23 protein-coding genes are annotated in these 22,433 nt (G+C 64.3%); 13 read left to right on the top strand and 10 right to left on the bottom strand.

Translation table 11 applies throughout. The features are described 5' to 3' along the window. Positions 1-51: 51 nt before the first annotated feature. The 5 genes from FNV92_RS01515 to FNV92_RS01495 form a co-directional block, all read right to left on the bottom strand. Positions 52-828, bottom strand: coding sequence for a phosphatase PAP2 family protein (locus FNV92_RS01515; protein WP_143842513.1), 777 nt, complete (start codon positions 826-828; stop codon positions 52-54). 217 nt (positions 829-1,045) lie between these two features. Next, entirely contained in the window at positions 1,046-1,540 is a 495-nt protein-coding gene (locus FNV92_RS01510; RefSeq protein WP_143842514.1) for a hypothetical protein, read from the bottom strand. A gap of 125 nt (positions 1,541-1,665) precedes the next feature. Next, positions 1,666-2,868 (bottom strand): dual-specificity RNA methyltransferase RlmN, encoded by a 1,203-nt coding sequence (rlmN, locus tag FNV92_RS01505; RefSeq protein ID WP_143842515.1) that lies wholly within the window; start codon positions 2,866-2,868, stop codon positions 1,666-1,668. Positions 2,869-3,064: 196 nt separating this feature from the next. Next, positions 3,065-3,712, bottom strand: coding sequence for an invasion associated locus B family protein (locus FNV92_RS01500; RefSeq protein WP_014438940.1), 648 nt, complete (start codon positions 3,710-3,712; stop codon positions 3,065-3,067). A gap of 118 nt (positions 3,713-3,830) precedes the next feature. Next, positions 3,831-4,670, bottom strand: coding sequence for an SDR family oxidoreductase (locus FNV92_RS01495; RefSeq protein ID WP_143842516.1), 840 nt, complete (start codon positions 4,668-4,670; stop codon positions 3,831-3,833). Positions 4,671-4,903: 233 nt separating this feature from the next. Between FNV92_RS01495 and FNV92_RS01490 the strand changes: the two genes are divergently transcribed. The 3 genes from FNV92_RS01490 (at position 4,904) to FNV92_RS01480 (ending at position 8,306) form a co-directional block, all read left to right on the top strand. Continuing rightward, the gene (locus tag FNV92_RS01490) at positions 4,904-5,878 is read left to right on the top strand and encodes an NADPH:quinone oxidoreductase family protein (protein WP_143842517.1); all 975 of its coding nucleotides are present in this window, start codon (positions 4,904-4,906) and stop codon (positions 5,876-5,878) included. A 530-nt stretch (positions 5,879-6,408) separates the two neighbouring features. Beyond that, a complete protein-coding gene (locus FNV92_RS01485) occupies positions 6,409-7,125 on the top strand; it encodes a hypothetical protein (protein WP_334266085.1) in 717 nt (238 codons plus the stop codon). Positions 7,126-7,145: 20 nt separating this feature from the next. Beyond that, positions 7,146-8,306 carry a TAXI family TRAP transporter solute-binding subunit gene (locus tag FNV92_RS01480; protein ID WP_014438936.1) on the top strand — a complete coding sequence of 387 codons (1,161 nt, stop codon included), beginning with the start codon at positions 7,146-7,148 and terminating at the stop codon, positions 8,304-8,306. 102 nt (positions 8,307-8,408) lie between these two features. Here the strand turns inward: FNV92_RS01480 and FNV92_RS01475 are convergent, their stop codons facing one another. Together FNV92_RS01475 and FNV92_RS01470 are read right to left on the bottom strand one after the other, a co-directional pair. Next, a complete protein-coding gene (locus FNV92_RS01475; RefSeq protein ID WP_143842519.1) occupies positions 8,409-8,795 on the bottom strand; it encodes a YkvA family protein in 387 nt (128 codons plus the stop codon). An 88-nt stretch (positions 8,796-8,883) separates the two neighbouring features. Continuing rightward, positions 8,884-9,186, bottom strand: a complete 303-nt coding sequence (locus tag FNV92_RS01470) for a 4a-hydroxytetrahydrobiopterin dehydratase (RefSeq protein ID WP_143842520.1) — start codon at positions 9,184-9,186, stop codon at positions 8,884-8,886. Positions 9,187-9,337: 151 nt separating this feature from the next. Here FNV92_RS01470 and FNV92_RS01465 point away from each other — a divergent pair, with 151 nt between their 5' ends. Together FNV92_RS01465 and FNV92_RS01460 are read left to right on the top strand one after the other, a co-directional pair. Then, positions 9,338-10,783 (top strand): TAXI family TRAP transporter solute-binding subunit, encoded by a 1,446-nt coding sequence (locus FNV92_RS01465; protein WP_143842521.1) that lies wholly within the window; start codon positions 9,338-9,340, stop codon positions 10,781-10,783. Positions 10,784-10,957: 174 nt separating this feature from the next. Continuing rightward, positions 10,958-12,499 (top strand): alkaline phosphatase D family protein, encoded by a 1,542-nt coding sequence (locus FNV92_RS01460; RefSeq protein WP_143842522.1) that lies wholly within the window; start codon positions 10,958-10,960, stop codon positions 12,497-12,499. A 34-nt stretch (positions 12,500-12,533) separates the two neighbouring features. Here FNV92_RS01460 and FNV92_RS01455 read toward each other — a convergent pair whose 3' ends face one another. Further along, positions 12,534-12,917 (bottom strand): response regulator, encoded by a 384-nt coding sequence (locus tag FNV92_RS01455; protein ID WP_240536117.1) that lies wholly within the window; start codon positions 12,915-12,917, stop codon positions 12,534-12,536. A gap of 185 nt (positions 12,918-13,102) precedes the next feature. On the opposite strand from FNV92_RS01455, the gene FNV92_RS01450 reads away from it, so the two are divergent. The 7 genes from FNV92_RS01450 to FNV92_RS01420 all read left to right on the top strand — a co-directional run bounded on the left by FNV92_RS01450 (position 13,103) and on the right by FNV92_RS01420 (position 20,153). After that, positions 13,103-13,873, top strand: coding sequence for a Crp/Fnr family transcriptional regulator (locus FNV92_RS01450; RefSeq protein ID WP_143842523.1), 771 nt, complete (start codon positions 13,103-13,105; stop codon positions 13,871-13,873). An 83-nt stretch (positions 13,874-13,956) separates the two neighbouring features. Then, positions 13,957-14,673, top strand: coding sequence for a prolipoprotein diacylglyceryl transferase (locus FNV92_RS01445; RefSeq protein ID WP_143842524.1), 717 nt, complete (start codon positions 13,957-13,959; stop codon positions 14,671-14,673). Further along, positions 14,654-16,099 carry a radical SAM protein gene (locus FNV92_RS01440; RefSeq protein ID WP_143842525.1) on the top strand — a complete coding sequence of 482 codons (1,446 nt, stop codon included), beginning with the start codon at positions 14,654-14,656 and terminating at the stop codon, positions 16,097-16,099. Before FNV92_RS01445 ends, FNV92_RS01440 begins: the two co-directional genes overlap by 20 nt. Then, positions 16,096-16,374: a hypothetical protein gene (locus FNV92_RS01435; RefSeq protein WP_143842526.1), complete on the top strand. Its 279-nt coding sequence runs from the start codon at positions 16,096-16,098 to the stop codon at positions 16,372-16,374. Before FNV92_RS01440 ends, FNV92_RS01435 begins: the two co-directional genes overlap by 4 nt. Beyond that, positions 16,371-16,640 carry a hypothetical protein gene (locus tag FNV92_RS01430; RefSeq protein WP_143842527.1) on the top strand — a complete coding sequence of 90 codons (270 nt, stop codon included), beginning with the start codon at positions 16,371-16,373 and terminating at the stop codon, positions 16,638-16,640. Before FNV92_RS01435 ends, FNV92_RS01430 begins: the two co-directional genes overlap by 4 nt. A gap of 238 nt (positions 16,641-16,878) precedes the next feature. Next, the gene (gene typA / locus FNV92_RS01425; protein WP_014438925.1) at positions 16,879-18,705 is read left to right on the top strand and encodes a translational GTPase TypA; all 1,827 of its coding nucleotides are present in this window, start codon (positions 16,879-16,881) and stop codon (positions 18,703-18,705) included. Positions 18,706-18,905: 200 nt separating this feature from the next. After that, on the top strand, positions 18,906-20,153 hold the full coding sequence (locus FNV92_RS01420; protein WP_143842528.1) for a flavin monoamine oxidase family protein: 1,248 nt from the start codon (positions 18,906-18,908) through the stop codon (positions 20,151-20,153). A 98-nt stretch (positions 20,154-20,251) separates the two neighbouring features. Here the strand turns inward: FNV92_RS01420 and FNV92_RS01415 are convergent, their stop codons facing one another. Both FNV92_RS01415 and FNV92_RS01410 read right to left on the bottom strand, forming a co-directional pair. Continuing rightward, positions 20,252-20,659, bottom strand: coding sequence for a thiol-disulfide oxidoreductase DCC family protein (locus FNV92_RS01415; RefSeq protein ID WP_143846119.1), 408 nt, complete (start codon positions 20,657-20,659; stop codon positions 20,252-20,254). Beyond that, a complete protein-coding gene (locus FNV92_RS01410) occupies positions 20,659-21,558 on the bottom strand; it encodes a dienelactone hydrolase family protein (protein ID WP_143842529.1) in 900 nt (299 codons plus the stop codon). Before FNV92_RS01410 ends, FNV92_RS01415 begins: the two co-directional genes overlap by 1 nt. Before the next feature lie 266 nt (positions 21,559-21,824). Between FNV92_RS01410 and FNV92_RS01405 the strand changes: the two genes are divergently transcribed. Then, on the top strand, positions 21,825-22,334 hold the full coding sequence (locus FNV92_RS01405; protein WP_014490714.1) for a GNAT family N-acetyltransferase: 510 nt from the start codon (positions 21,825-21,827) through the stop codon (positions 22,332-22,334). Positions 22,335-22,433: the final 99 nt, after the last annotated feature.

Here is a 22,433-nt window from a genome sequence, read left to right as displayed (position 1 = left end):
TTTGACCGCGCGAATATCAAATTTCGCGGGGCTCGGCACGCATTTAATGCCTCAGACCGAGGGCTCGGCGCCCGTCTTGCGGCCGAACAGGCGCTGGCGGAGCCGATAGGTGGGCATGTTCAGCCGGGTCAGGGCGGCATCGACCGCAGCGTCCGAGAACCGGGTCCGCGGCCAGCGGTAAATCAGCGCGTAGGCAAACCAGATCACGACGAAGGTGACGAGGCCGGCGATCGACACGTCCGTAAAGAAATGCCCGCCGAAGGCCATGCGGAGCCCGCTGGTGACGAGACCGAACACCACGGCTGCAGCATAGGCGAGTGGCCGCCAGGCCGGCGGCGCCAGCGCGGCCGGCGCCAGCGTCCAGAACGCGGTCGCGCCCTCGCCCGAGAAGAACGAGCAGTTGCGTGCGCAGTCGCCGCGCGGATCCCACCACGGCACGAACTGCTGGTCGCCGGCAAACTGCGTCACCACCACCGGCCGCGGCCGGCCCCAATAGGTCTTGAAGGTGAGGTTGGTGAGAATGCCGGCCGACAGGATGATCGTGACCAACAGGAACACGATCGCGCGTCCTGATACCATCAGCGGCCGGTCGGGCCGGATCATCTTGACCACGAGCGCGACCAGCGGCGGCAGCACGAACGCCCAGGCGACCCACATCGCAGCATCACGCGCAAAGCCCGCCCAGCCATTCAGCTTGAGCGGAAACGTCTTCGTCTCGGGGTCGAAGAACAGCGCGGCGAGCTTGAGGTCCAACTCGGGATAGAGGCCGAAAACGATGCCGATCACGAGCCACAGCGCCAGGGCGATGAAGAGTCCAGTCCGGTTCATGGCGCGCGGTTTAGCGGAGTGAAGCGAAGATGAAAACCCCGGGAGAAGTGCCCATCCTCCCCTGGAGGGGGAGGATCGATCGCGCGGAGCGCGAGCGAGGTGGGGTGATTTCTCCTCTCGGGCAGTGTTCGACGCGGACAGACCGTCACCCCACCCCGCTTCACATTTCGCTTCGCTCAATGTGAAGCGACCCACCTCTCCAGCGGAGGGTAAGAAATCACCGCGCATCGCGCCTTGAATTCGACGGCAGCGGCGGAGGCGGCTTGAGTGGCGGCAGCGGGATGCGCCAGGCCCCCGCATTGCGGCCGGCAATCAGCCAGTAGACCACGCCGGCGACGATGCCGGCACCGGTCATGATTTCGAGGTGACGCCGCACGATGCCTTCGAACTGAAACGTATCGGGGTGGAAGGGGACGAGGCCGAGATAGCAGGCGAGCCCGACGACGCCGCCGCCAAGGGCATAAGCGAGCGCGCTGCGGATGTAGAACGCCTCGGTGATCGCCACGACCACCATCGCCGGTACCAGCGCAAAGCCGGAGACGAAGATGAAGCCAAAGCCGAGCAGGATGTCGATCGTGCCCTGATCGACGGGGCCTGCGCCGAGATCGGCGAATTCAGGAAACAGCAGCGCCACGACGACGATCATGCCGCCGACGAAGCAGGCGGCGAGAAAGCCGATGAAGATGACGATGAGGCGACCGATCAGGGACATGACGGGAAAGCCAATTCAGCCGTCATTGCGAGGAGCGTAGCGACGAAGCAATCCAGACTGCCGCTGTGGAAATAGTCTGGATTGCTTCGCTGCGCTCGCAATGACGAGGAGGCGAGAGCGCATTGTCAATCTGTCATCGCCATGGCGCGTAGCGCCTGGCGTTCGCGGACGCTGAGCTTTTCGGTCTCCGATTTGAGCTGGCCGCAGGCGGCGAGGATGTCGCGGCCGCGCGGGGTGCGCACCGGCGAGGAATAGCCGGCGTTGAAGATGTATTCGGAGAATTTTTCGATCTGGTCCCAGTCCGAGCATTCATAGGCGGTGCCGGGCCAGGGATTAAACGGAATCAGGTTGATCTTGGCGTGAATGCCCTTGAGCATCTTCACCAGCAGCTTGGCATCGTCGAGCGAATCGTTGACGCCCTTGAGCATCACATATTCGAAGGTGATGCGGCGGGCGTTCGAGGCACCGGGATAATCGCGGCAGGCCTGCAGCAATTCCTTGATCGGATATTTGCGGTTGAGCGGCACCAGCTCGTTGCGCAATTCGTCACGCACGGCATGCAGCGAGATCGCGAGCATGACGCCGATCTCCTCGCCGGCGCGCACGATGTTCGGCACCACGCCCGAGGTCGACAGCGTGATGCGGCGGCGGGAAATGCCGATGCCTTCATTGTCGCCGACGATCAGCAACGCATCGCGCACCGCATCGAAATTGTAGAGCGGCTCGCCCATCCCCATCATGACGATGTTGGTGACGCGGCGCGTGCCGTCCTCGCGATCGGCCCAATCGTTGAGACGATCCCGCGCGACCATGATCTGACCCACGATCTCGCCCGCCGTGAGGTTGCGCACCAGCCGCTGCGTGCCGGTGTGGCAGAACGAGCAGTTCAGCGTGCAGCCGACCTGCGAGGACACACACAGCGTGCCGCGATCGGTCTCGGGGATGTAGACGCACTCGACTTCGTGCGCCTTCTGGACATTGTCGCCGCTCGGCAGCCGCAGCAGCCATTTGCGGGTGCCGTCGTTGGAGATCTGCTCGGCGACGACTTCGGGGCGGTCGACGGTGAAATGCTGCGCGAGCTCGGCGCGAATGCCCTTCGAGACCGACGTCATCTCGTCGAAATTCCGGGCGCCGCGGAAATACATCCAGTGCCAGAGCTGCTGCACGCGCATCTTGCGTTGCGCGGGCCCGACGCCGATCTCGCCGAGGCGATCGGCAAGCTCGGTACGCGACAGGCCGATCAGCGACGGCTTGGCCGGCGGCACATAGGTTTCGAGCGGAGTCTTCTCCACCAGGATTGCGTTGTGCGGCTCGGTCGTTGGTTGCATTGGTTGCCTGAGATTGCTGCTGTTCGTCATGCCCGGGCTTGTCCCGGGCATCCACGTTCTTCTTAGCGCGTGGATGGCCGGGACATCAGGTGCGAAGACGCGCTTCGCGCTTTAGCCCGGCCATGACGACCGAAATTGTGGAACCGGCCCTATATAGCAATCGAAACTGTTGATTGCGACCTTCTCGACCGCAGCCTTAACGCCGGCAATCCTGCGAGATCCGGTCCAGCGCCTGGGCAAGACCCTTCAGCGAGAAGGTGTCGGTCGTCTCCGTGCCCTTGGCCGAAACGCCCTTGACCACGAGATCGGCGGATTTGCGCATGGCCTCGACCATCCGTTCCTCCTCGGCGGCGTTCTTGATCCAGAGCCCGTCGCCCTGCGTGTACATCGCGAAGGCGGCGCCCCCGACCTCGACCGATGATTCCGAGCCCGGCTTCAGCGCGTAGCCGATCATGACCGAGACTTCATTGTTTACCTTCTCCGACGGCCGGGTGGAGACGAAGGCATAGGCGGGATCGCGCGGCCGGTTCGGCGGGTTGGTCTTCGATGACGACGGCTTGGCCAGCGCAAAGCAGACTTTCTTGCCGTTGGGCGTCGCCGAATAGGCGCCCCAGGTGCCGAACTGGCCGATCAGGGTCGGCTCGGCACCGCCCGCAACTGCCGCGGGTGGGGCTGCCGGCTTGCTCTCCGGTTTTGCGGCGGTCTTTGGTGCCGTATTGGCCGCCGGCGCGGAGGCCTTCGGTGCGGCTTTTGGCGCCGGCGGCGCCGTCTGTGCTCGCGCGGAATCGATGATTCCGACGGCTGTCACGCCAGTCATCAAAGCTAAAATCAGCACCCGCCACATGCTCGAGTGGTTCCCTCAATATTGTGACTGGAAGATGGCCCGACCGCGCGTTGTCCCCGGAGCAGGGATAACCGGGAAAGCCCAATTTGGGAAGGCAGTTAGCGGGTCAGCCCGTCCGTCATCCCTTGGATCGCACGGCGCGCTGCTCGGACCATTGCGCGTCGGTCCAGCGCAACAGATCCTCGGCGCCGGAACTGCGCAAATGCGCGCCACCGTCGATGACCACCATCTCGCCATTGATGTAGCCGGCGCGGTCCGAAACCAGGAAGCTGGCAAGGTCGGCGAGTTCGCCGTGCTCGCCGGTACGGCCCATCGGGTTACGCGCGGTCCAGCCTTCGTCGCGGCCCTCCGGGCGAAGCTGGCCGGATGCGCCGGCTGTCGGGAACGAACCCGGCGCGATCGCAACGGTGCGGATGCCCTTCGGACCCCACTCGACCGCGAGGCTCTTCGTCATCGCCAGCACCGCCGACTTCGCCATTGCCGACGGCACGGTGAAGGCGCGGCCGGTGATGGTCGAGGTCGAGAGGATCGAGAGCACGACGCCGTTGTGCTCGCCGTCGATCCAGCGCTTGCCGGCGGCGAGCGTGCAGTACATCGCGCCATGCAGCGTCGGCGCGAGGATCGCGTCGGCCGCGCGGAAGGACAGGTGCTCGCTCTGCGCGATGAAGGTCGCCGCAGCATTGTTGACGAGAATATCGAGCGGCGCCTCGCGCCAGATCGCGTCCATCATGTTCTCGACGGCAGCCCCGTCGCGAACATCGCAGGCGATGGTGGTGACCTTGCCGCCGGTCTGCGCGCGCATCTCGCTCGCCGTGGCCTCGAGCCGATCGAGCTTGCGACCGCAGATCACGAGTTCGGCGCCAAGCGCGAGGAAGCGCGTTCCCATCGCCGCGCCGAGACCCGAGCCGCCGCCGGTGACGAGGATGCGCTTGTCCCTGAGCAGACCTGTTTCAAACATCGTTTGAATCCCTTGTTTTCTTCTTGTTACGTTGTTGCGAGCAGCGAAGCGACCCGGACTATTTCCGCAGGGCGGATTCTGGATTACTTCGCTGCGCTCGCAATCACGCGAGGATAGGCCTGCGCGTCGCTTTGGGCAAAGAATCCGGATTGTCGCCCGGGCCTAAATCCGGCAGAAACGAGCCAACTATAATTCCACTCGAAACGCCCAGTACTTCTCAAGAAGGTACCGCCATGAAAGCCATCCTCTGCTCGCAATATTGCCAGCCCGACGACCTCGTTCTGGCTGACATCCCGGATCCGGTGGCAGGCCCCGGCGAAGCGGTGATCGCGATCAAGGCGGCGGCGCTGAATTTCTTCGACATCCTGATGATTCAGGGCAAGTACCAGATCAAGCCGCCGTTCCCGTTCTCGCCGGCGGCCGAAGTCGCCGGCGTGATCGAGAGCGTCGGTCCCGGCGTGACCGAGGTGAAGGTCGGCGACCGCGTCGTCGCCTCCTGCGGCCACAACGGCGCGCGCGAGAAGATCGCGCTGCCGGCGGCGTCGATCGTGAAGATCCCCGACAATCTCGACTATGACCGCGCGGCCGGCATCATCATCATCTACGGCACCGCGCTGCATGCGCTGGAAGATCGCGCCAGCCCCAAGCCCGGCGAGACGCTCGCGGTGCTCGGCGCGGCCGGCGGCACCGGACTTGCCGCCTGCGAGCTCGGCAAGCTGATGGGCTTGAAAGTCATCGCCTGCGCTTCGTCGGACGAGAAGCTCGAATTCGCGAAAGCACATGGCGCCGAGCTGACTCTGAACTACGGCAAGGAAGACCTGAAGGAAGGCCTGCGCAAGCTCACCGGCGGCAAGGGCGTCGACATCATCTTCGATCCCGTGGGTGGCACGTATGCCGAGCAGGCGCTGCGCTCGATCGCCTGGGAAGGCCGCTTCCTCGTGATCGGCTTTGCCGCCGGCGACATTCCCAAGATGCCGCTCAACCTCGCGCTCTTGAAGGGCTGCGACATCCGCGGCGTGTTCTGGGGCGCCTGGACCCGGCAGAATCCGGAGAAGAACCGCGCCAATCTCGAGAAGCTCGTGAAGTGGACCGCGGAAGGAAAGATTTCCTCGCATGTCGACCGCACCTTCCCGCTGGCGCAGACCGCCGACGCCCTGAAGGTGCTGGCGGGACGCCAGGCCATGGGCAAGGTGATCCTGCATCCGTGATCGCGAAGCCATCGCGACGCGGCTTCAACACACGCAACTGTCGTCGCCCGGCTTGACCGGGCGACCGAGTATTCCAGAGATACCCGAGATTTAACCGATGGCCCGCGGCGTACTGGATTCCCCGCCTTCGCGGGGAATGACGGTGAGTACGGGACGCGCAGTCGTGCCCACCGTCGCCCGGTAGAATTCCCCTCAACCATCGCCGCTGAAATTGCGGTGCATTCCGCCGCGTCGCCGTAATCAAACCCAAATATCTCCAGATTCGCGCAAACGGCCGTCGTCTTTTGGGCTGAATCGGACGGCGATTTACCGGTTCCAGTTTGCGGGGCGCTTCTGGACAACAACAAGAAGACTGAAGCCGGGACTGCCCCTGCGTTGCGTCAGTAATGGGGAGCATCACCATGGAGACGACGGCATTCCGTCCGTCCAGGGAGTCGCGGGCGTTCGACTCCGATCAATTCGCATCACGTCCGCCTGCCAAATCCTATATCCGTGCGCGGGCCGCACGGGCCGATCTATCCGACGATCCAATGCCACTGTTCCTGTCCGATCCGCTGGGCGAGCCGGATCCGCGGGAATATGCGCCGCTGGGGCTGCGTTCCAGAACAGGGATGCTCCCGCGCCTTTTCGCGGCTGCGCTCGCGATCTCCGCCACGGCAATCCTGACCGTCCTGTTTCAGGCCGATCTGCGAAATCTCATCGCCGACAACACCGGCAAGGCTTCCGAGCAGGCCGCCGCTCCGGTCAATCCACCCGTCGCGCGGCAGGCCCCGCTCAAGGATCCCGCTCGCGTGACCAACACGAAGCTGGCGAGCGCCGATACACAGAACCACCCTGCACCGCCGGCGCCGAGCCGCGAGGCGATCGCAAGCGCCTATCAGATTGCGCTGCAAGCCCAAGCGCCAATCCCCGTGCCTGCGGTCGCACCTGTCGCAGCACAGCCGGCACCGCCCGCGCCTGTGAGGACGCTCGACGCCGACACGCTGACAGGGCTGATGACGCGCGCCAGGAGCATGATCGGCGTCGGCGACATCGTCGCGGCGCGCCTGCTGCTCGAGCGCGCGGCCAACGCGAACGACGCAGCGGCCGCGCTGCTGCTGGCGCAGACCTATGATCCCGCGGTGCTGGGGATCAGCGACGCGCGGAGCGTCATCGCCGACGCGGCTGTAGCAAGCGACTGGTACCAGCGGGCCGCAACGCTCGGATCGGCGGAGGCGCAGCAGCGCCTTGCCCGGCTTTCGAACTAGACATTTCCAGGGGACACATCATGCGTAACGCTTTGAGCATGGCGCTTGCCGCCATCATGACCATCTGCGCCTTCGCAGCGCGTGCCGAGCAGACCGAATACGATCCGGCCAAGGTCTCCGACAGTTTGAAGGCGATCTTCCAGTTCGGATCGACCTCGACCAAACAGGCACTGAACGCCAACACCGTCACGCTGATCACGGGCACGATCGGCGGCACCTATGTGCAATTCGGCGCCGATCTCGCCTCCGTGCTCGACGACGGCAACAGGATCCGCGTGCTGCCGATCGTCGGCCGCGGCTCGGTGCAGAGCGTCGCCGACATCCTGTTCCTGCAGGGTGTCGACCTCGGAATCGTCCGGGCCGATACGCTCGACTATCTCGAGCGCAAGGGCTTTGCCAAGGACATCAAGCGGCAATTCACCTACGTCACCAAGCTCTACAACGAGGAGATGCAGGTGATCGCGCCGAAATCGGTGGCGACGCTGAAGGACCTCGAGGGCAAGACGGTCAGCGTCGACCTGCCGAACGGCGGCACCTTCGTCACCGCGCTCACCGTGTTCGAGCGTCTCGGGATCAAGGCGAAGTTCGTCTATGTCGAACAGCGCATCGCGATGGAGAAGCTGAAGGCCGGCGAGATCGACGCCGTCATCGTGGTCGGCGGCAAGCCGTACAAGTCGGTCTCGACCTTCGGCAATGACGGCCGCTTCCATCTCGCGAAGGTCGACTATGCCAAGCCGCTCCAGAGCGATTATCTGCCGGCGACGCTGACGGCCAGGGACTATCCCAACCTGATCCGGGAGGGCGAGAGCGTCGACACGATCGCGGTGCCCGCGGTGCTGGCGGCCTACAATTGGGCGCCGAACACCGAGCGCTACCGCAAGCTTGCGCTGTTCGTGGACGCGTTCTTCACCAAATTCCCTGCGCTCCAGAACCCGCCCTTCCATCCCAAGTGGAAGGAGGTCTCGCTCTCGGCGCCGCTGTCCGGCTGGAACAGATTGCCGGTGGCGCAGCAATGGCTCGACAAGCACGGCGTCGAACCGGTGACACGCCAGCGCTTCGAGGCGTTCTTGAAGCAGAGCCCCACGGCCGCCAAGGTGACCGATACGGACAGGGAGGCGCTGTTCAGGCAATTCCAGGCGTGGGACGCGGAGAAGGCGCGGGCGCAGGCGGAGAAGAAGTGAGGGTTGTCATTGCGAGGAGCGAAGCGACGGAGCAATCCAGTCTCTTTCCGGGGAGGCAGTCTGGATTGCTTCGCTGCGTTCGCGATGACGAGCAGCAAGCAACTACGCGACGTCCGAATCGCCCTCATCCACCCCGCGCTTCAGCGCGGCGCGGGCGGCTTCGCGGTGCTCCGACGTGATGTGGCTGGCGACCATGCGGAGCGCGGTGGCGAGCACGGCGGCGTCATCGGTGAAGCCGAGGATCGGCATGACGTCGGGGACGAAATCGAACGGCAGGATGAAATAGGCGATCGCGCCCAGCAGCGACGCCTGGACATGACGCGGCGTCTGCCGGTCGAACGCACAGTAATAGGCGGCGAGCAGATCTTCCGCGAAGGGCAGTTGCGAAGCGACGCGCTTCAGCTTGCGCCAGAAGCGGCGGCGCACGCTCTCGCGATCTTCCGCGAGCCGATCGGCCGGCTCGAAACCGACGCTGTGTTCGGCTGCCATGGTCCAAGACTCTCCGTTCGGCCCGGCGGCCGATGGCCGCAGCGAGCGCTGATCACAACATGGGGAGGCGGCCGCTCTCCGCAAGATGTCAGCCTGGTGTCAGCTTGGCGAAGGCATTCATGGCCTGGGCGAGCGCGATATCGAGCTTGGTGACGCCGCCGGCGTCATGGGTCGACAGCACCACCTCCACCGTCTTGTAGACGTTACGCCATTCGGGGTGATGGTCCATCTTCTCGGCAACCAGCGCCGCGCGGGTCATGAAGCCGAAAGCCTCGTTGAAATCCTTGAAGACAAAGGTTTTCCCGATGGCGTCCCGGCCCTGAATGTCAGTCCAGCCCGGGATGGCGCCCAGTGCCTGCTTGCGTGAGTCCGCCGTCAGCCGCTCTGCCATGATAGCCTCCGTTTTCAGGGGAACTTTACCCTAACACCGTGCGTAGGGCCCGGGTTCAACCGGGATTTCGTCCATCCGCTAACCATGACGGAGATGTAACCCCGCCGGACAAGAAATTTGCTACAATTGCGGGCGTAAATCGCCGGCCAAGATGAAACTGAGCCTGAAGCGCCTGTTTGGGAGATCGATGACCGGGGGATTGGACCTGGCCGAAACGCCCTCTCCGCCTTCGCCGCGATCCGCGGCGCGGAAGACGGCACTCGTGTCTCTGGCGCTGGTGCTGGCCATCATCGGCGCGCTGGTCGGCGGCTACTACTTCGCCATGCGGCCGGTGTTTTTGAAGATCGCGGTCGGTCCTGCCAACAGCGACGACGTCAAGGTCGTGCAGGCGCTCACCCAGGGGTTCGCGCAACACAAGAGCTACGTCCGACTGCGCCCGGTCCAGACCGACGGCGCCACCGCCAGCGCCGATGCGCTCGCGGAAGGCAAGGTCGATCTCGCCATCGTGCGCGGCGACGTCGACGTGCCCAAGAATGCGCAGGCGGTCGCGACCCTGCGCAAGAACGTCGTGGTGCTTTGGTCCGTGCCCGCCAAAGGCAGGAAGAAGGGCGCGAAGATCACCAAGATCACGCAGCTCGCCGGCCATCGCATCGGCGTGGTCGGCCGCACCCAGGCCAACGTCAACCTGCTCAAGGTGATCCTGCAGCAATACGGCGTCGATCCCGCCAAGGTCGAGATCGTGCAATACCCGGCCAACGAAGCCGCCGAGGCGATCAAGGCCCAGAAGGCCGACGCCTATCTCGCGGCCGGCCCCGTCAACAGCAAGATCACCGCGGATGCGATCGCCGCCTCGGCTAAGGATGTCGGCACGCCGAATTTCCTTGCGATCGATTCGGCGGATGCGATCGCGCAGAACCATCCGGTCTACGAGGCCGCGGAGATTCCCGCAGGCACCTTCGGCGGCTCGCCGGATCGGCCGGACGACGAGGTCAAGACCATCAGCTTCTCGCACCACATCGTGGCGCGCAAAGGCCTGTCGGAGACGACGGTCGCGGCATTCACGCGGCAGCTCTTTGCGGTGCGCCAGCAGCTGGTGACGGAATTCCCGCTGGCCGCGAAGATCGAGACGCCCGACACCGACAAGGATGCGGTGATTCCCGTGCATCCCGGTGCCGCCGCCTTTGTCGACGGCGAGGAAAAGACCTTCCTCGACAAATACAGCGATTACATCTGGTGGAGCCTGATGGCGCTCTCCGCGATGGGCTCGATCGGCGCCTGGTTCGCGGGTTATCTGAAGAAGGACGAGCGCGACAACAACAGTCATCTGCGCGAGCGCCTGTTCGACATGATCGCAGCGGCGCGCAAGAGCGAGACGACGGACGAGCTCGACCAGATGCAGACCGAAGCCGACGAGATCCTGCGCGACACGCTGCGCTGCTACGATCACGGCGCGATTGAAGAGGGTGCGCTTACAGCCTTCAACATCGTGCTCGATCAGTTCCACGCGGCCGTTGCCGACCGCAAGGCGGTGCTGTTCACCATGCCGCAAAACCCGCAGCGCACAGGCCCGCAATTCAGGGCCGCCGGCAACGCGTAACCGCCGCGTCACATTGTCCTAATATAGCTTTCTCCGTCATGCCGGGGCGCAAAGCGCGAGCCCGGAATCCATCTCACGCCGCACGCTTGGAGGAATGGATTCCGGGCTCGCGCCTGACGGCGCGCCCCGGAATGACGGCGCACCCTGCAAGCTCAACCTCGAAACAGAATTGCCATGAAGATCAAATTCTCCCGCCGCCGCTTCCTCACCACCAGCGCCGGGGCGCTTGGCGCGATCGCGATGCCCTATCTCTCGCGTGCGGCGGACCGGCCGGCGGTGACACACGGCGTTCAGTCGGGCGACGTCACCGTCGACGGCGGCGTGGTCTGGGCGCGCGCCGACAGGCCCGCGCAGATGCTGGTCGACGTGGCGACGACGGAGTCGTTCAAGGACGCCCGCGCGCTGCCGCCGATCGCCGCGCTGCCCGAGAGCGACTTCACCGCAAAGATGCTGATCGAGAACCTGCCGGGCGGACAGGACATCTTCTACCGGATCCGCTTCCGCGACCTCTCGCACACCGCGGTCGAGGGCGAGCCGGTGATCGGACGCTTCCGCACTGCTCCCGCCGACCGCCGCGATGTCAGCTTCGTCTGGGGCGGCGACGTCGCCGGACAAGGCTGGGGCATCAATCCGGAAGACGGCGGCATGTTCACCTTCTCCGCGATGCGCAAGCATCGTCCGGATTTTTTCCTGCACTCCGGCGACACGATCTACGCCGACGGCCCGATTGCATCCGAGGTGAAGCTCGCCGACGGCAAGATCTGGAAGAACGTCACGATCCCGGAGAAGGCCAAGGTGGCCGAGACGCTGGACGAGTACCGCGCCGCGCACAAATACAATCTCACCGACGACAATCTCCGCGCCTTCAATGCCGAAGTGCCGATCTTCGTGCAGTGGGACGACCACGAGGTGACCAACAACTGGTCGCTGTCGAAGGAGCTGCCGGCGACCTACAAGGAGCGGGACATCGCGCTGCTCGCCGCGCGCGGCGCGCGCGCGTTCCACGAGATGTATCCGATGCGTGACAGCATCAGCGAGCCAGGACGCGTCTATCGCCAGATTTCGTACGGGCCCCATCTCGACGTGTTCATGCTCGACGAACGCAGCTATCGCGGCCCGAACGGCCCCAATCTTGAAACCGCTTACGGTCCCGCGAGCTATTTCCTCGGCCCGGACCAGATCGCATGGCTCAAGCGCGGCCTGCTGAATTCGCGCGCGACCTGGAAGGTGATCGCCTCCGACATGCCGCTCAGCCTCGTCGTCTCAGACACGCCGAAGGGCGGATCTGAAGCATTCGCGCAGGGCGACGGCCCGGTGCGCGGCCGCGAGCTCGAGATCGCCGACCTCCTGCGCTTCATCAAGATGGCGCCGATCAGCAACACGGTATGGCTGACCGCGGACGTGCACTACGCCGCCGCGCATTATTACGATCCCAACAAGGCGCAGTTCCAGGATTTCGAGCCGTTCTGGGAGTTCGTCTCGGGCCCGCTGCATGCGGGCACCTTCGGCCCGAACGCGCTCGACAACACCTTTGGGCCGGAGGTGCGCTTCATCAAGGCGCCGGGCAAGGACAACCAGAACCTGCCGCCATCCGCCGGCATGCAGTTCTTCGGCCACGTCAAGATCAACGGCGCCTCCGGCCAGATGACGGTGACGCTGCGCGACCGCGCCGACGTCGCGCTGTGGTCGATCACACTCGATCCGAAGACTGCCTGACGCTCGAGGGAGCTCAGCCGCCCGTAACGGCCGATCAGGCGCCTCGCCTGCGTAGCGCGGTCTCCAGAGCGTCGCTCGAGCAGGGCTTCTGCAGCCGCGGCCGCGCCTTGAACGCGGCCGGGATGCTGGTCTCGGCGCCGTAGCCCGTCACGAACACGAAGGGAATTTGCGCGGCCGTCAGCCGTTCGGCAACGGCAAAGCTCTTCTCGCGGCCAAGCTCGACGTCGAGCAGCGCGAAATCCGGCGCACGCGCCGCGATCGCGGCCAGCGCCTGCGCCACCGATCCCACGGTGCGCACACTGGTGACGCCAAATCCGAGCAGGCGATCCTCGAAGTCGATCGCAATGATCGGATCGTCCTCGACGATGAGAACATCGGCGGGGACATCGGCCAAGCCGTCCGGGGAAGCAGGTATCATGATCCTGGCTATCGAGGTCTGCATCATTTTCCGATCAGGACCGCCTCAGTCCGACGCCTGCGCCCAGCGCATCGGAGGGTTCCCGGAACGAAACTCACCACACAACAGTTTTGACGTCTGTCCACTTGTGCACACAGCGGACGAACCGACCTCGTTAGTGTCCAAGGGAGAGCAGGGGATTTACGATGGACGTGCGCACCAGCAAGACAACCGAGGTCGACAACCGGCCGGCCAACAATCTGCTGCGACGTTTGAACCCCGCGGACTACGCGCTGCTTGCGCCGCACGTCACCGTGGACGACGCGGCGGCCAACGAGCTGCTCTACAATCCCGGCGACGATGTCCAGGTCGTGCACTTTCCCTGCGGACCGGCGCTCGCGACGTTCCTCGTGCCCAATGAAGACGGTCGCGACGTCGAAACCATTCTGGTCGGCCGCGAAGGCGCAGTGGGCGGAATCGTCAGCGAGGGATTTCTGCCGGCCTACACCCGCATCTGCGTCAAGTTCGGCGGCCCGTTTGCGCGCGTCAACGTCGCCAAGCTGGAAGCGGCAAAGCTTCGCTCGCCCTCGCTGCGCAACATCTTCGCCCGCTACGCGGACTGCATGCTGGCGCAGATCTTCCAGTCCACCGCCTGCAACGCCATCCACTCGATCGAGCAGCGCACGGCGAAGTGGATCCTGGCGGCTATGGAGCGCACCGGCGACGAGAGCAGCGTGCCGCTGACGCATGAGCAGCTCGCGACATTGCTCGGCGTCGGCCGCAGCTATGCCAGCCGCGTGCTGCAGTCGTTCAAGGCCGAGGGTGTGCTCGACACGCGGCGCGGCTCGATCCTGGTCCGCAACCACGATGGCCTGCGCCTGCGGGCCTGCCTGTGCAACGACGCCGTGAAGATGCATTTCGAGGAGGTGCTGCGGGGGGTCTATCCGACCGACGAGGCGACAGACAGAACGCTCTAGTTGCTCCAGCGCGCTCCCTGCTTCATCTATGGAAGGATGCCGGCGTTCGACGCCGCACGTCCACCGTGTTAGCCTCGCCGCGCATGAGCGGGGCATTCCTTCACACGAGCTTCGATATCGCCGCGTGGCTGGCGGCGGGTGCGGCGGCATACTGGGTTACGCGACGGGATTTGCGGTTTCCGGCGCAATCTTTCGAGCTGCCCTATGTCGCTACCCTAATGTTCGGTGCCGGCGTTGGCGCCTATCTGTTCGGCTCCGCCAATCTGTGGCTGTCTGGCCAAGCCGGCATTGCCCGCTCGGTCGAGGGCGCTCTGGCCGGAGGTATAGCGGCGATCGAGCTCTACAAGTGGTCGGCAGGCATCCAATTGCGCACCGGCGCGCGGTTTGCGCTGCCGCTGGCCCTCGGCATCGCGATCGGACGGTTCGGTTGCTATCTTGCCGGCCTCGCCGACTTCACTTACGGCACACCGACTTCATTGCCCTGGAGCCATGATTTCGGCGACGGCGTTCTTCGCCATCCCGTGCAGCTCTACGAGAGCGCAGCAATGGGCCTGTTTGCGCTGTTCTATGTGCTGGCGGTCTTGAACCGGAACGCGTTCGCGATCACCAATGGTTTCTACCTGTTTCTCCTCTACTATGGAGCGCAGCGCTTCCTGTGGGAATTCCTCAAGCCCTATGGCGCGCTGATCGGCCCCCTCACCCTGTTTCATCTGCTGTCGCTGTCCATCCTGCTCTACGCCGCGGCCATGCTGGCAACGGCGCCCAAAGCGAGACCGTTGCATGAACGCGCCGTTGCGTAAGTCCCGCCCCTACATCTTCTGGGGCCAGACCCAGTCGCTTTGCGAGATCTGCCTGAAGCTGGTGCCGACCAAGATCCAGATCCTCGACGACCAGGTCTGGTACGAAAAGCGATGCCGGGAGCACGGCGTCCAGTCGACGCTGGTGTCCACCGACGCGGCCTATTGGCGCCTGTGCAAGGATTTCATCAAGCCGGGCGACCGCCCGCTGCAATTCCAGCACCGCACCGAATTCGGCTGCCCCTATGATTGCGGCCTCTGCCCCGACCACGAGCAGCATTCCTGCCTCGCGCTGATCGAGATCACCGAGCACTGCAATCTTACCTGCCCAGTCTGTTTCGCCGAATCCGCGCCGACGCGAACCAGATTCACCCCGCTCGCGACGGTCGAGAAGATGCTCGACGCGCTGGTTGCAAGCGAGGGCGAGCCCGATCTCGTGCAGATTTCCGGCGGCGAGCCGACGCTGCATCCGGACTTTTTCGCGATCCTGGACGCCGTGCGCGCCCGCCCGATTCGCCATGTCATGATCAACACCAACGGCCTGCGCATCGCTCGCGACAAGGATTTCGTGGCACGGCTCGCCGAGAACAGACGCGGGCTGGAGGTCTATCTCCAGTTCGATTCGCTCCAGCGCGACGCGCTGGTCAATCTGCGCGGCGCGGACCTGCGAAAGATCCGCCAGCAGGCACTGGAAAATCTCGAGCATTTCGGCGTGTCGACCACGCTGGTGGCGACCATCAAGCGTGGCGTCAATGATGCGGAGATCGGCGATATCGTGCGTCACGCGCTGACCTGGACATGCGTTCGCGGCGTCACGCTCCAACCGGTGCAGGATGCCGGCCGCAACGAGAATTTCGATGAGAAAACCGACCGCATCATGCTGTCGGAAATTCGCAAGCGCGTGGTCGAGACGGGCGTATTCGGCGACAAGGACATGATCCCGCTGCCCTGCAACCCCGAGAGCATCTCGATCGGCTACGGCCTGCGCAATGGCGAGAAGGTGCTGCCGCTGACCTCGCTTATCCCGCAGGAGCAGTTGGTCGCGGTGATGCCCAACACCATCAGCCCGGAAAAATATCCGATGCTGCGGGAAAAGTTCGTCGACCTGTTCTCGCTGTCGTCAGGCCCGCTCAACACCTCCGAGCGTATCTGCGAATTGCTGTGCTGCCTGCCGAGCTTTCAGGTGCCGGAAGGGCTCTCTTACGAGAACGTTTTCCGCGTCACCATCGTGCAGTTTCTAGACCGCTTCAACTTCTGCGTCGGCAACGTCAAACGCAGTTGCATCCATTTCGTCACGGAAGAAGGCGCGATCATTCCGTTCGACACCTACAATCTGTTCTACCGGAACGGAAAGATCGACGGTATCCGCGCTGCGCTGGCAGGGCAGACCTATCGGGAAGCGGGGCAAGGTGAGGAGGTGCTGCGATGAGCGACGCGACCCAGCCCCCCGTGCCCCCTCCGTCGACGGAACCGCCCTATAAATATGTTCCTCCGCCACCGGATCAGCGAAGCGGTTGCGCGACGGCGATCATGGTCGTGTTCGGCGTGATCCTGCTGCTGCCCGGCCTCTGCGCCCTGATTTTCGCCGCCGGTTCAATCCAGTCCTCAAACTTCGATACCGGCCTCCTGCCCTACCTCGTCATCGGACTGCTGGTGGCATTTGTCGGCATCGTGCTGATCCGGACGGCGACTAAAAATCAATGAGCAATTCTGACCACGCCCCCGACAAGCCGCCGGCCCTCCCCCGGCAGGAGCCGCCCCAACGCAGCGGCTGCCTTACCGCCCTCATGGCGATCTCGGGGGTAATCCTGTTGCTGCCGGGCCTCTGCGCGCTCCTGTTCGGGGGTCTCTCGATCTCCGACCGAAGCCAGATTGGTTCCGACATCGCGCCGCTGATCTTTCTCGGTCTGGCGGTGGGAGCGGGCGGAGTCGGCCTGATTTGGGCGGCGATCAGGAGGCGACGCAGCTAAGTCCCGGGGATTCCCGGACAAAATTCAATCAACCAAGGCCCAAAGAACGCATTGTTTTTTGGCGGTTTTTGCCTATATTGCGCCGCAACGCATAGGGTGCCCGGTCGATATGGCCGGGCTTCCTTTTTGGGCGGAAAGCGCCCCGTTTCCAGTCTTCCAGCGTTGTTTCGAAATAAGGTCCCGGCTTGACCGGCGAGATCGCGCTTAACCCATTGTCCGACCGCAAAGAAGCTCACCCATGAACCTTCGCAACATCGCCATCATCGCCCACGTCGACCACGGCAAGACCACTCTGGTCGACAAGCTGCTGCAGCAGTCCGGCACCTATCGCGACAACCAGCGCCAGGTCGAGCGCGCGATGGATTCCAACGATCTGGAACGCGAGCGCGGCATCACCATTCTGGCCAAATGCACCTCGGTGCATTGGGAAGACACCCAGATCAACATCGTCGACACTCCCGGCCACGCCGATTTCGGCGGTGAGGTCGAGCGTATCCTGTCGATGGTCGACGGCGTGATCGTGCTCGTCGACGCCGCTGAAGGCCCGATGCCGCAGACCAAATTCGTGGTCGGCAAGGCGCTCAAGCTCGGCCTGAAGCCGATCGTCGCCATCAACAAGGTCGATCGTCCTGACGCCCGCATCTCCGAAGTCGTCAACGAGGTGTTCGACCTGTTCGCGGCGCTGGACGCTACCGACGAGCAGCTCGACTTCCCGATCCTCTATGGGTCGGGCAAGAACGGCTGGATGGCTGACTCGCCGGACGCATCCCATGACGTCGGCATGAAGCCGCTGTTCGATCTCGTCATCAAGCATGTGGCGCCGCCGGTGGTCGAGGAAGGTCCGTTCCGGCTGCTCGGCACGATTCTCGAGGCCAACCCCTATCTCGGCCGCATCATCACCGGCCGCATCACATCCGGCACAGTGAAGCCGAACCAGGCCGTGAAAGTGCTGTCGCGTGACGGCAAGCTGGTGGAAACCGGCCGGATCAGCAAGATCCTGGCGTTCCGCGGCCTTGAGCGCCAGCCGGTCGATATCGCCGAAGCTGGCGACATTGTCGCTATCGCCGGACTGCCCAAGGGCACCGTGGCCGACACGTTCTGCGATCCGTCCGTCGAGATCCCGCTGCAGGCGCAGCCGATCGATCCGCCGACCGTATCGATGTCGTTCATCGTCAACAACTCGCCGCTCGCCGGCACCGAAGGCGACAAGGTCACCAGCCGCCTGATCCGCGATCGCCTGTTGCGCGAGGCCGAGGGCAACGTCGCGCTGCGCGTGGTCGAGTCCCAGGACAAGGACGCGATGGAAGTATCGGGTCGCGGCGAATTGCAGCTCGCGATCCTGATCGAGACCATGCGCCGCGAGGGCTTCGAGCTCTCCGTGTCGCGCCCGCGCGTCGTGTTCCAGAAGGACGAATCTACCGGCCAGACCCTGGAGCCGATCGAGGAAGTCGTGATCGACGTCGACGAGGAGCATTCCGGCGTCGTCGTGCAGAAGATGAGCGAGCGCAAGTCCGAGCTGATCGAGATGAGGCCGTCCGGCGGCAACCGCCTGCGCCTGGTGTTCTACGCGCCGACCCGCGGCCTGATCGGCTACCAGGGCGAGCTGATGACCGACACCAAGGGCACGGCGATCATGAACCGCCTGTTCCACAACTACCTGCCCTACAAGGGCCCGATCCAGGGCCGCCGCAACGGCGTCCTGATCTCCAACGACCAGGGCGAAGCGGTCGCCTATGCCATGTTCAAGCTGGAAGACCGCGGCCCGATGATGATCGAGCCCGGCTGGAAGGTCTACAAGGGCATGATCGTCGGCGAGCACACCCGCGACAACGATCTCGAAATCAACGTGCTCAAGGGCAAGCAGCTCACCAACATCCGCACGACCTCAAAGGACGAGGCTGTGCGCCTGACCCCGCCGATCCGCATGACGCTCGAAAAGGCGCTCGCCTATATCGAGGACGACGAGCTGGTGGAGATCACGCCGAAGTCGATCCGCCTGCGCAAGAAGCACCTCGACCCGAACGAGCGCAAGCGCGCGGAAAAGTCCAAGGAAGCAGTGGCGTAAAGCCACTGTCTCGTGCCCCGGACGCAGCGCAGCACGCCAGTGATGCGCTGCTGAGCCGGGGTCCAGTATTCTCACCACCTGCACATCACCTTGGGTCCCGGCTCTGCGGAGCGGCGTTACGCGCCGCACCGCGTCCGGGACACGAGAGCTGTGTATTTGGCCCGCTTCAGCACACCCCGCGAACGTGCTAGAGCCCGCCCATGGGCTCCCTCCCCTCATCCGTTGACGTCGCCATCATCGGCGCCGGTGCCGCCGGCATCGGAGCGGCGCATGCGCTGGCTGGCTCCGGTCTTTCCGTGATCGTGCTGGAGGCCCGCGACCGCCTCGGCGGCCGGGCCTGGACCGTGCAGGCCTCGCCGGACGTCACCTTCGATGTCGGCTGCGGCTGGCTGCACTCGGCGGACAAAAATTCCTTCGTCGCTATCGCACGAAAACTCGATTTCGAGCTCAACAAGGACCTGCCGCCCTGGCGCGAGCGCGCCTTCGGCAACGCGTTTCCGAAAGAGAAGCGCGACGACTTCATGCGCGCAATGGACGCGTTCTATCAGCGTCTCTGGCAGGCCGCGCAAAACGGCAGGGACGAGCCCGCGAGCCGGAGCCTGGAGCCCGGCAATCGCTGGAACCCGATGATCGACGCGATCTCGACCTACATCAACGGCTGCGAACTCAAGGACATGTCGACGCTGGACTGGGACGCCTATGAGGACAGCGACCTCAACTGGCGCGTCCGCCGCGGCTACGGCGCCCTGATCGCCGCCTATGGCGCGCCCTGCCCGGTGGCGCTGAATTGCAACGTCACGCTGATCGATCATTCCGGCCAGCGCATGCGTCTCGAGACATCGCAGGGCACGCTGATCACGGACAGGGCGATCGTGACGGTGCCGACCAATCTGATCGCGGACGAAGCCATCCGTTTCTCGCCGCCGCTCCCGGCGAAAGTCGATGCGGCGGCCGGCCTGCCGCTCGGCGTCGACGACAAGGTGACACTGGCGCTTGGCGACGCCGAAGCTTTCCCGAAAGAAGGCAACCTGCGCGGTGCCACCATGCGCACCGAGATGGGCACCTATCACATCCGCCCGTTCGGACAGCCCTGCATCGAAGGTTTTTTCGGCGGCAGCTTTGCCCGCGCGCTGGAAGATGCCGGCGCGGGCGCCATCGCCGCGCACAGCATCGACGAGATCGCAGGCTTTCTCGGCAACGACATCCGCAGCAAGCTGAAGCCTCTCTACGAGTCGCGCTGGGCCCATGATCCGTTTGCGAGAGGATCGTATTCGCACGCCCTGCCTGGACACGCCGGCGACCGCGCCGTGCTGGCCGCGCAGGTGGATGGACGGCTGTTCTTTGCCGGCGAAGCGACGTCGCCAAATTTCTTCACGACGGCGCATGGGGCGCGGGATAGCGGCGAGCGGGCGGCCAAGGAAGTGCTGGCGGCTCCAGGCAAGCCGTAACCACGCACTCCGTCATTGCGAGCACAGCGAAGCAATCCAGGGTCTTTCCGCGGAGACACTCTGGATTGCTTCGTCGCTTCGCTCCCCGCAATGACGGGCTACTCGATCACCCGTGACCGCAAATCAGCATCGGGCACGAAGCACGCGTCGTACTTTCCAAAAATGCGATAGCGGTTGCGCGCGATGAGATTGTACACGAGGTCCCGCAGCGGCTTCGGCGCGGCGAATAATGCGCGCGTCCAGGCCCATCCCGGCAGATTCGACAGCACCCTCAACGCTGCGTCCGACTTCGTGTACGCCTCGCCGCCGTGGACCACGGCATTGGTGTCGGGGTCATCGGGATCGATACCGAGGTTGCGCGCGAGCTTCGCACCGTAGTCCGACTGGATCGGCGTGAAGCGAAACCGCTTCGCTGTGTCGCGTTGTGCAACGAACCGGACCCAGCGCGAGCAGAAGATGCAGACACCGTCGAACAGGATCACGTCATCGTCGGGCCATTTTTGCATCATGGTTTGTGCGACCTGGCAGACTTGGTTTGGTTGAGGGCGGCGTCGAGCGCGCCGCCGGCGGCTTTGACGCCGGCATTGCTCTCGATCATCCAATGGCCCTCGCTGCCTGCGGTTGGGATTGTACGGAAATCGACCTTGCCGCCACCGCCGCGAAACGCATCCGCCAATTTTTGCGAGAACGCCGGCGCAAAATAACTGTCATTGGCCGCAACAAGCCATGTGACCGGAATGCGCGCCGCCTTGCCGAACCCGGCCGCAGCCGCAAGCAGCGTCTGCGGCGCGCAGATCCGGTTTGCCTCGTCATTGGCATGGCCGCCGCGTCCCGGCGCAAACGCGATAATCGCGGAGATCACCTTCGGATCGGCGCCGGCAAGCGCCAGCGCGCCCCAGCCGCCGGCTGAATGGCCGATCACGACGGCGGCATCCTTGCGAACAAAATCCTGCTTTTGCAAAAACTCCAGTGCGCGCGAAATCTCGTCGGCGGTGGCGCGCGCAGAACGCGCGTAATCCGCTTCGTCGCAACCGCCCTGATCCTCGACATAGCGCCCGCCGGTAGAGCCATGGCCGAGCCGCTCCGGCACCAGCACGGCGAAACCGCGCGCGACCAGAAACGCTGCGAGCGCGCGGTATTCCGGCTGCGGCATTTGCGCGCGACGCAGCACGTTCTGCGTCGAGGCATGCGCGATGACAGCGAGCCGAAACGGACCCGCGCCGGGCGGGCGGAACAGCAGCGCATGCGCGGCGGTGTCGGTATCAGGTGACGGCACGCGCCACTCTTGCCGGCGAAACGGTTCGCCCTCCGCTCCCGATGACCCAAGCGTGACCTGTGCGCACAGAGGCGGCGCATTCAGCAGGAACAGCAGAAGCAGGAGCACGAGGGCGTTGAAGAGCCGCATAAATTGCCGAAGGCGAACACGGACAGCGACAACCAGACTAGTCGGAACGAATCAATCCGGGCGGACTTTCTGCGCTGTCATCGCCGTCCATTCGTTGTCGCAAGGCAGTTTTGCACCGACGCATGGCAGGCAGGTACCCTTCGAAACGGCGCGCTGTCTTTTTTCGGTACAACATGGCTAAAAGACTGATGCAGAAAGTCCACACGTTAACCGATAATTAACGATAGGTCTTGCCGCCGGCGCGGCGACTTGGTTTGATCACGCCCATGAGCACAACCCTGATCGAGGTCCGGCCGGCCAAAGCTGCAGATGCAACTGCGGTGGCGTCCACCCATGACGAAGCCTGGCGTTCCGCCTATCAGGGCATCATTCCCGGCGGCGAACTGGAGAAGCTGATCAACCGCCGCGGTCCGCAGTGGTGGGACAGCGCCATCCGCAAGGGCAGCCGCGTCAGCGTGCTCGTGTTCGGCGACAAGATTGCAGGTTACGCCAATTACGGCCGCAACCGCGCCCGCAGCCTGCATTTCGACGGCGAGATCTACGAGCTGTACTTGCGTCCCGAATTTCAGGGTCTCGGCTTCGGCCGCCGCCTGTTTACGGCTGCGCGCCGCGACCTGATGCAGAGCGGGCTCAAGAGCATGGTGGTGTGGGCGCTCTCGGACAACGATCCCGCCACCGAGTTCTATCGGGCGCTCGGCGGCCGCATGGTGGCGCGCTCCTCGGAGCGGTTCGGGCCGAAGTCGCTCGACAAGGTTGCCTTCGCCTGGACCAATTGAGCTGCTGAAGCTCTGGCCGGCAGTGTTCCCCATCTGTCGATACCGTTGCCTTTTGCGCCGGTGATCGCTGGATTCATTATTTCACAAAAACGCGATGGA

This window comes from Bradyrhizobium cosmicum (assembly GCF_007290395.2).
Classification (GTDB): Bacteria; Pseudomonadota; Alphaproteobacteria; order Rhizobiales; family Xanthobacteraceae; genus Bradyrhizobium; species Bradyrhizobium cosmicum.
The sequence above is the reverse complement of the archived record's forward strand: the minus strand, read 5'-3'. Positions and strand labels throughout refer to the sequence as shown.

Coding starts and splice junctions, on each gene's coding strand:
- rlmN (WP_143842515.1), bottom strand. CDS start 2,868: ATGCAACCAACGACCGAGCCGCACAACGCAATCCTGGTGGAGAAGACT.
- FNV92_RS01485 (WP_334266085.1), top strand. CDS start 6,409: ATGCCACTGTTCCTGTCCGATCCGCTGGGCGAGCCGGATCCGCGGGAA.
- FNV92_RS01415 (WP_143846119.1), bottom strand. CDS start 20,659: ATGCAAAAATGGCCCGACGATGACGTGATCCTGTTCGACGGTGTCTGC.
- FNV92_RS01455 (WP_240536117.1), bottom strand. CDS start 12,917: ATGATACCTGCTTCCCCGGACGGCTTGGCCGATGTCCCCGCCGATGTT.
- typA (WP_014438925.1), top strand. CDS start 16,879: ATGAACCTTCGCAACATCGCCATCATCGCCCACGTCGACCACGGCAAG.
- FNV92_RS01445 (WP_143842524.1), top strand. CDS start 13,957: ATGAGCGGGGCATTCCTTCACACGAGCTTCGATATCGCCGCGTGGCTG.
- FNV92_RS01405 (WP_014490714.1), top strand. CDS start 21,825: ATGAGCACAACCCTGATCGAGGTCCGGCCGGCCAAAGCTGCAGATGCA.
- FNV92_RS01510 (WP_143842514.1), bottom strand. CDS start 1,540: ATGTCCCTGATCGGTCGCCTCATCGTCATCTTCATCGGCTTTCTCGCC.
- FNV92_RS01470 (WP_143842520.1), bottom strand. CDS start 9,186: ATGGCAGAGCGGCTGACGGCGGACTCACGCAAGCAGGCACTGGGCGCC.
- FNV92_RS01465 (WP_143842521.1), top strand. CDS start 9,338: ATGAAACTGAGCCTGAAGCGCCTGTTTGGGAGATCGATGACCGGGGGA.
- FNV92_RS01410 (WP_143842529.1), bottom strand. CDS start 21,558: ATGCGGCTCTTCAACGCCCTCGTGCTCCTGCTTCTGCTGTTCCTGCTG.
- FNV92_RS01480 (WP_014438936.1), top strand. CDS start 7,146: ATGCGTAACGCTTTGAGCATGGCGCTTGCCGCCATCATGACCATCTGC.
- FNV92_RS01450 (WP_143842523.1), top strand. CDS start 13,103: ATGGACGTGCGCACCAGCAAGACAACCGAGGTCGACAACCGGCCGGCC.
- FNV92_RS01495 (WP_143842516.1), bottom strand. CDS start 4,670: ATGTTTGAAACAGGTCTGCTCAGGGACAAGCGCATCCTCGTCACCGGC.
- FNV92_RS01515 (WP_143842513.1), bottom strand. CDS start 828: ATGAACCGGACTGGACTCTTCATCGCCCTGGCGCTGTGGCTCGTGATC.
- FNV92_RS01500 (WP_014438940.1), bottom strand. CDS start 3,712: ATGTGGCGGGTGCTGATTTTAGCTTTGATGACTGGCGTGACAGCCGTC.
- FNV92_RS01430 (WP_143842527.1), top strand. CDS start 16,371: ATGAGCAATTCTGACCACGCCCCCGACAAGCCGCCGGCCCTCCCCCGG.
- FNV92_RS01490 (WP_143842517.1), top strand. CDS start 4,904: ATGAAAGCCATCCTCTGCTCGCAATATTGCCAGCCCGACGACCTCGTT.
- FNV92_RS01440 (WP_143842525.1), top strand. CDS start 14,654: ATGAACGCGCCGTTGCGTAAGTCCCGCCCCTACATCTTCTGGGGCCAG.
- FNV92_RS01460 (WP_143842522.1), top strand. CDS start 10,958: ATGAAGATCAAATTCTCCCGCCGCCGCTTCCTCACCACCAGCGCCGGG.
- FNV92_RS01420 (WP_143842528.1), top strand. CDS start 18,906: ATGGGCTCCCTCCCCTCATCCGTTGACGTCGCCATCATCGGCGCCGGT.
- FNV92_RS01475 (WP_143842519.1), bottom strand. CDS start 8,795: ATGGCAGCCGAACACAGCGTCGGTTTCGAGCCGGCCGATCGGCTCGCG.
- FNV92_RS01435 (WP_143842526.1), top strand. CDS start 16,096: ATGAGCGACGCGACCCAGCCCCCCGTGCCCCCTCCGTCGACGGAACCG.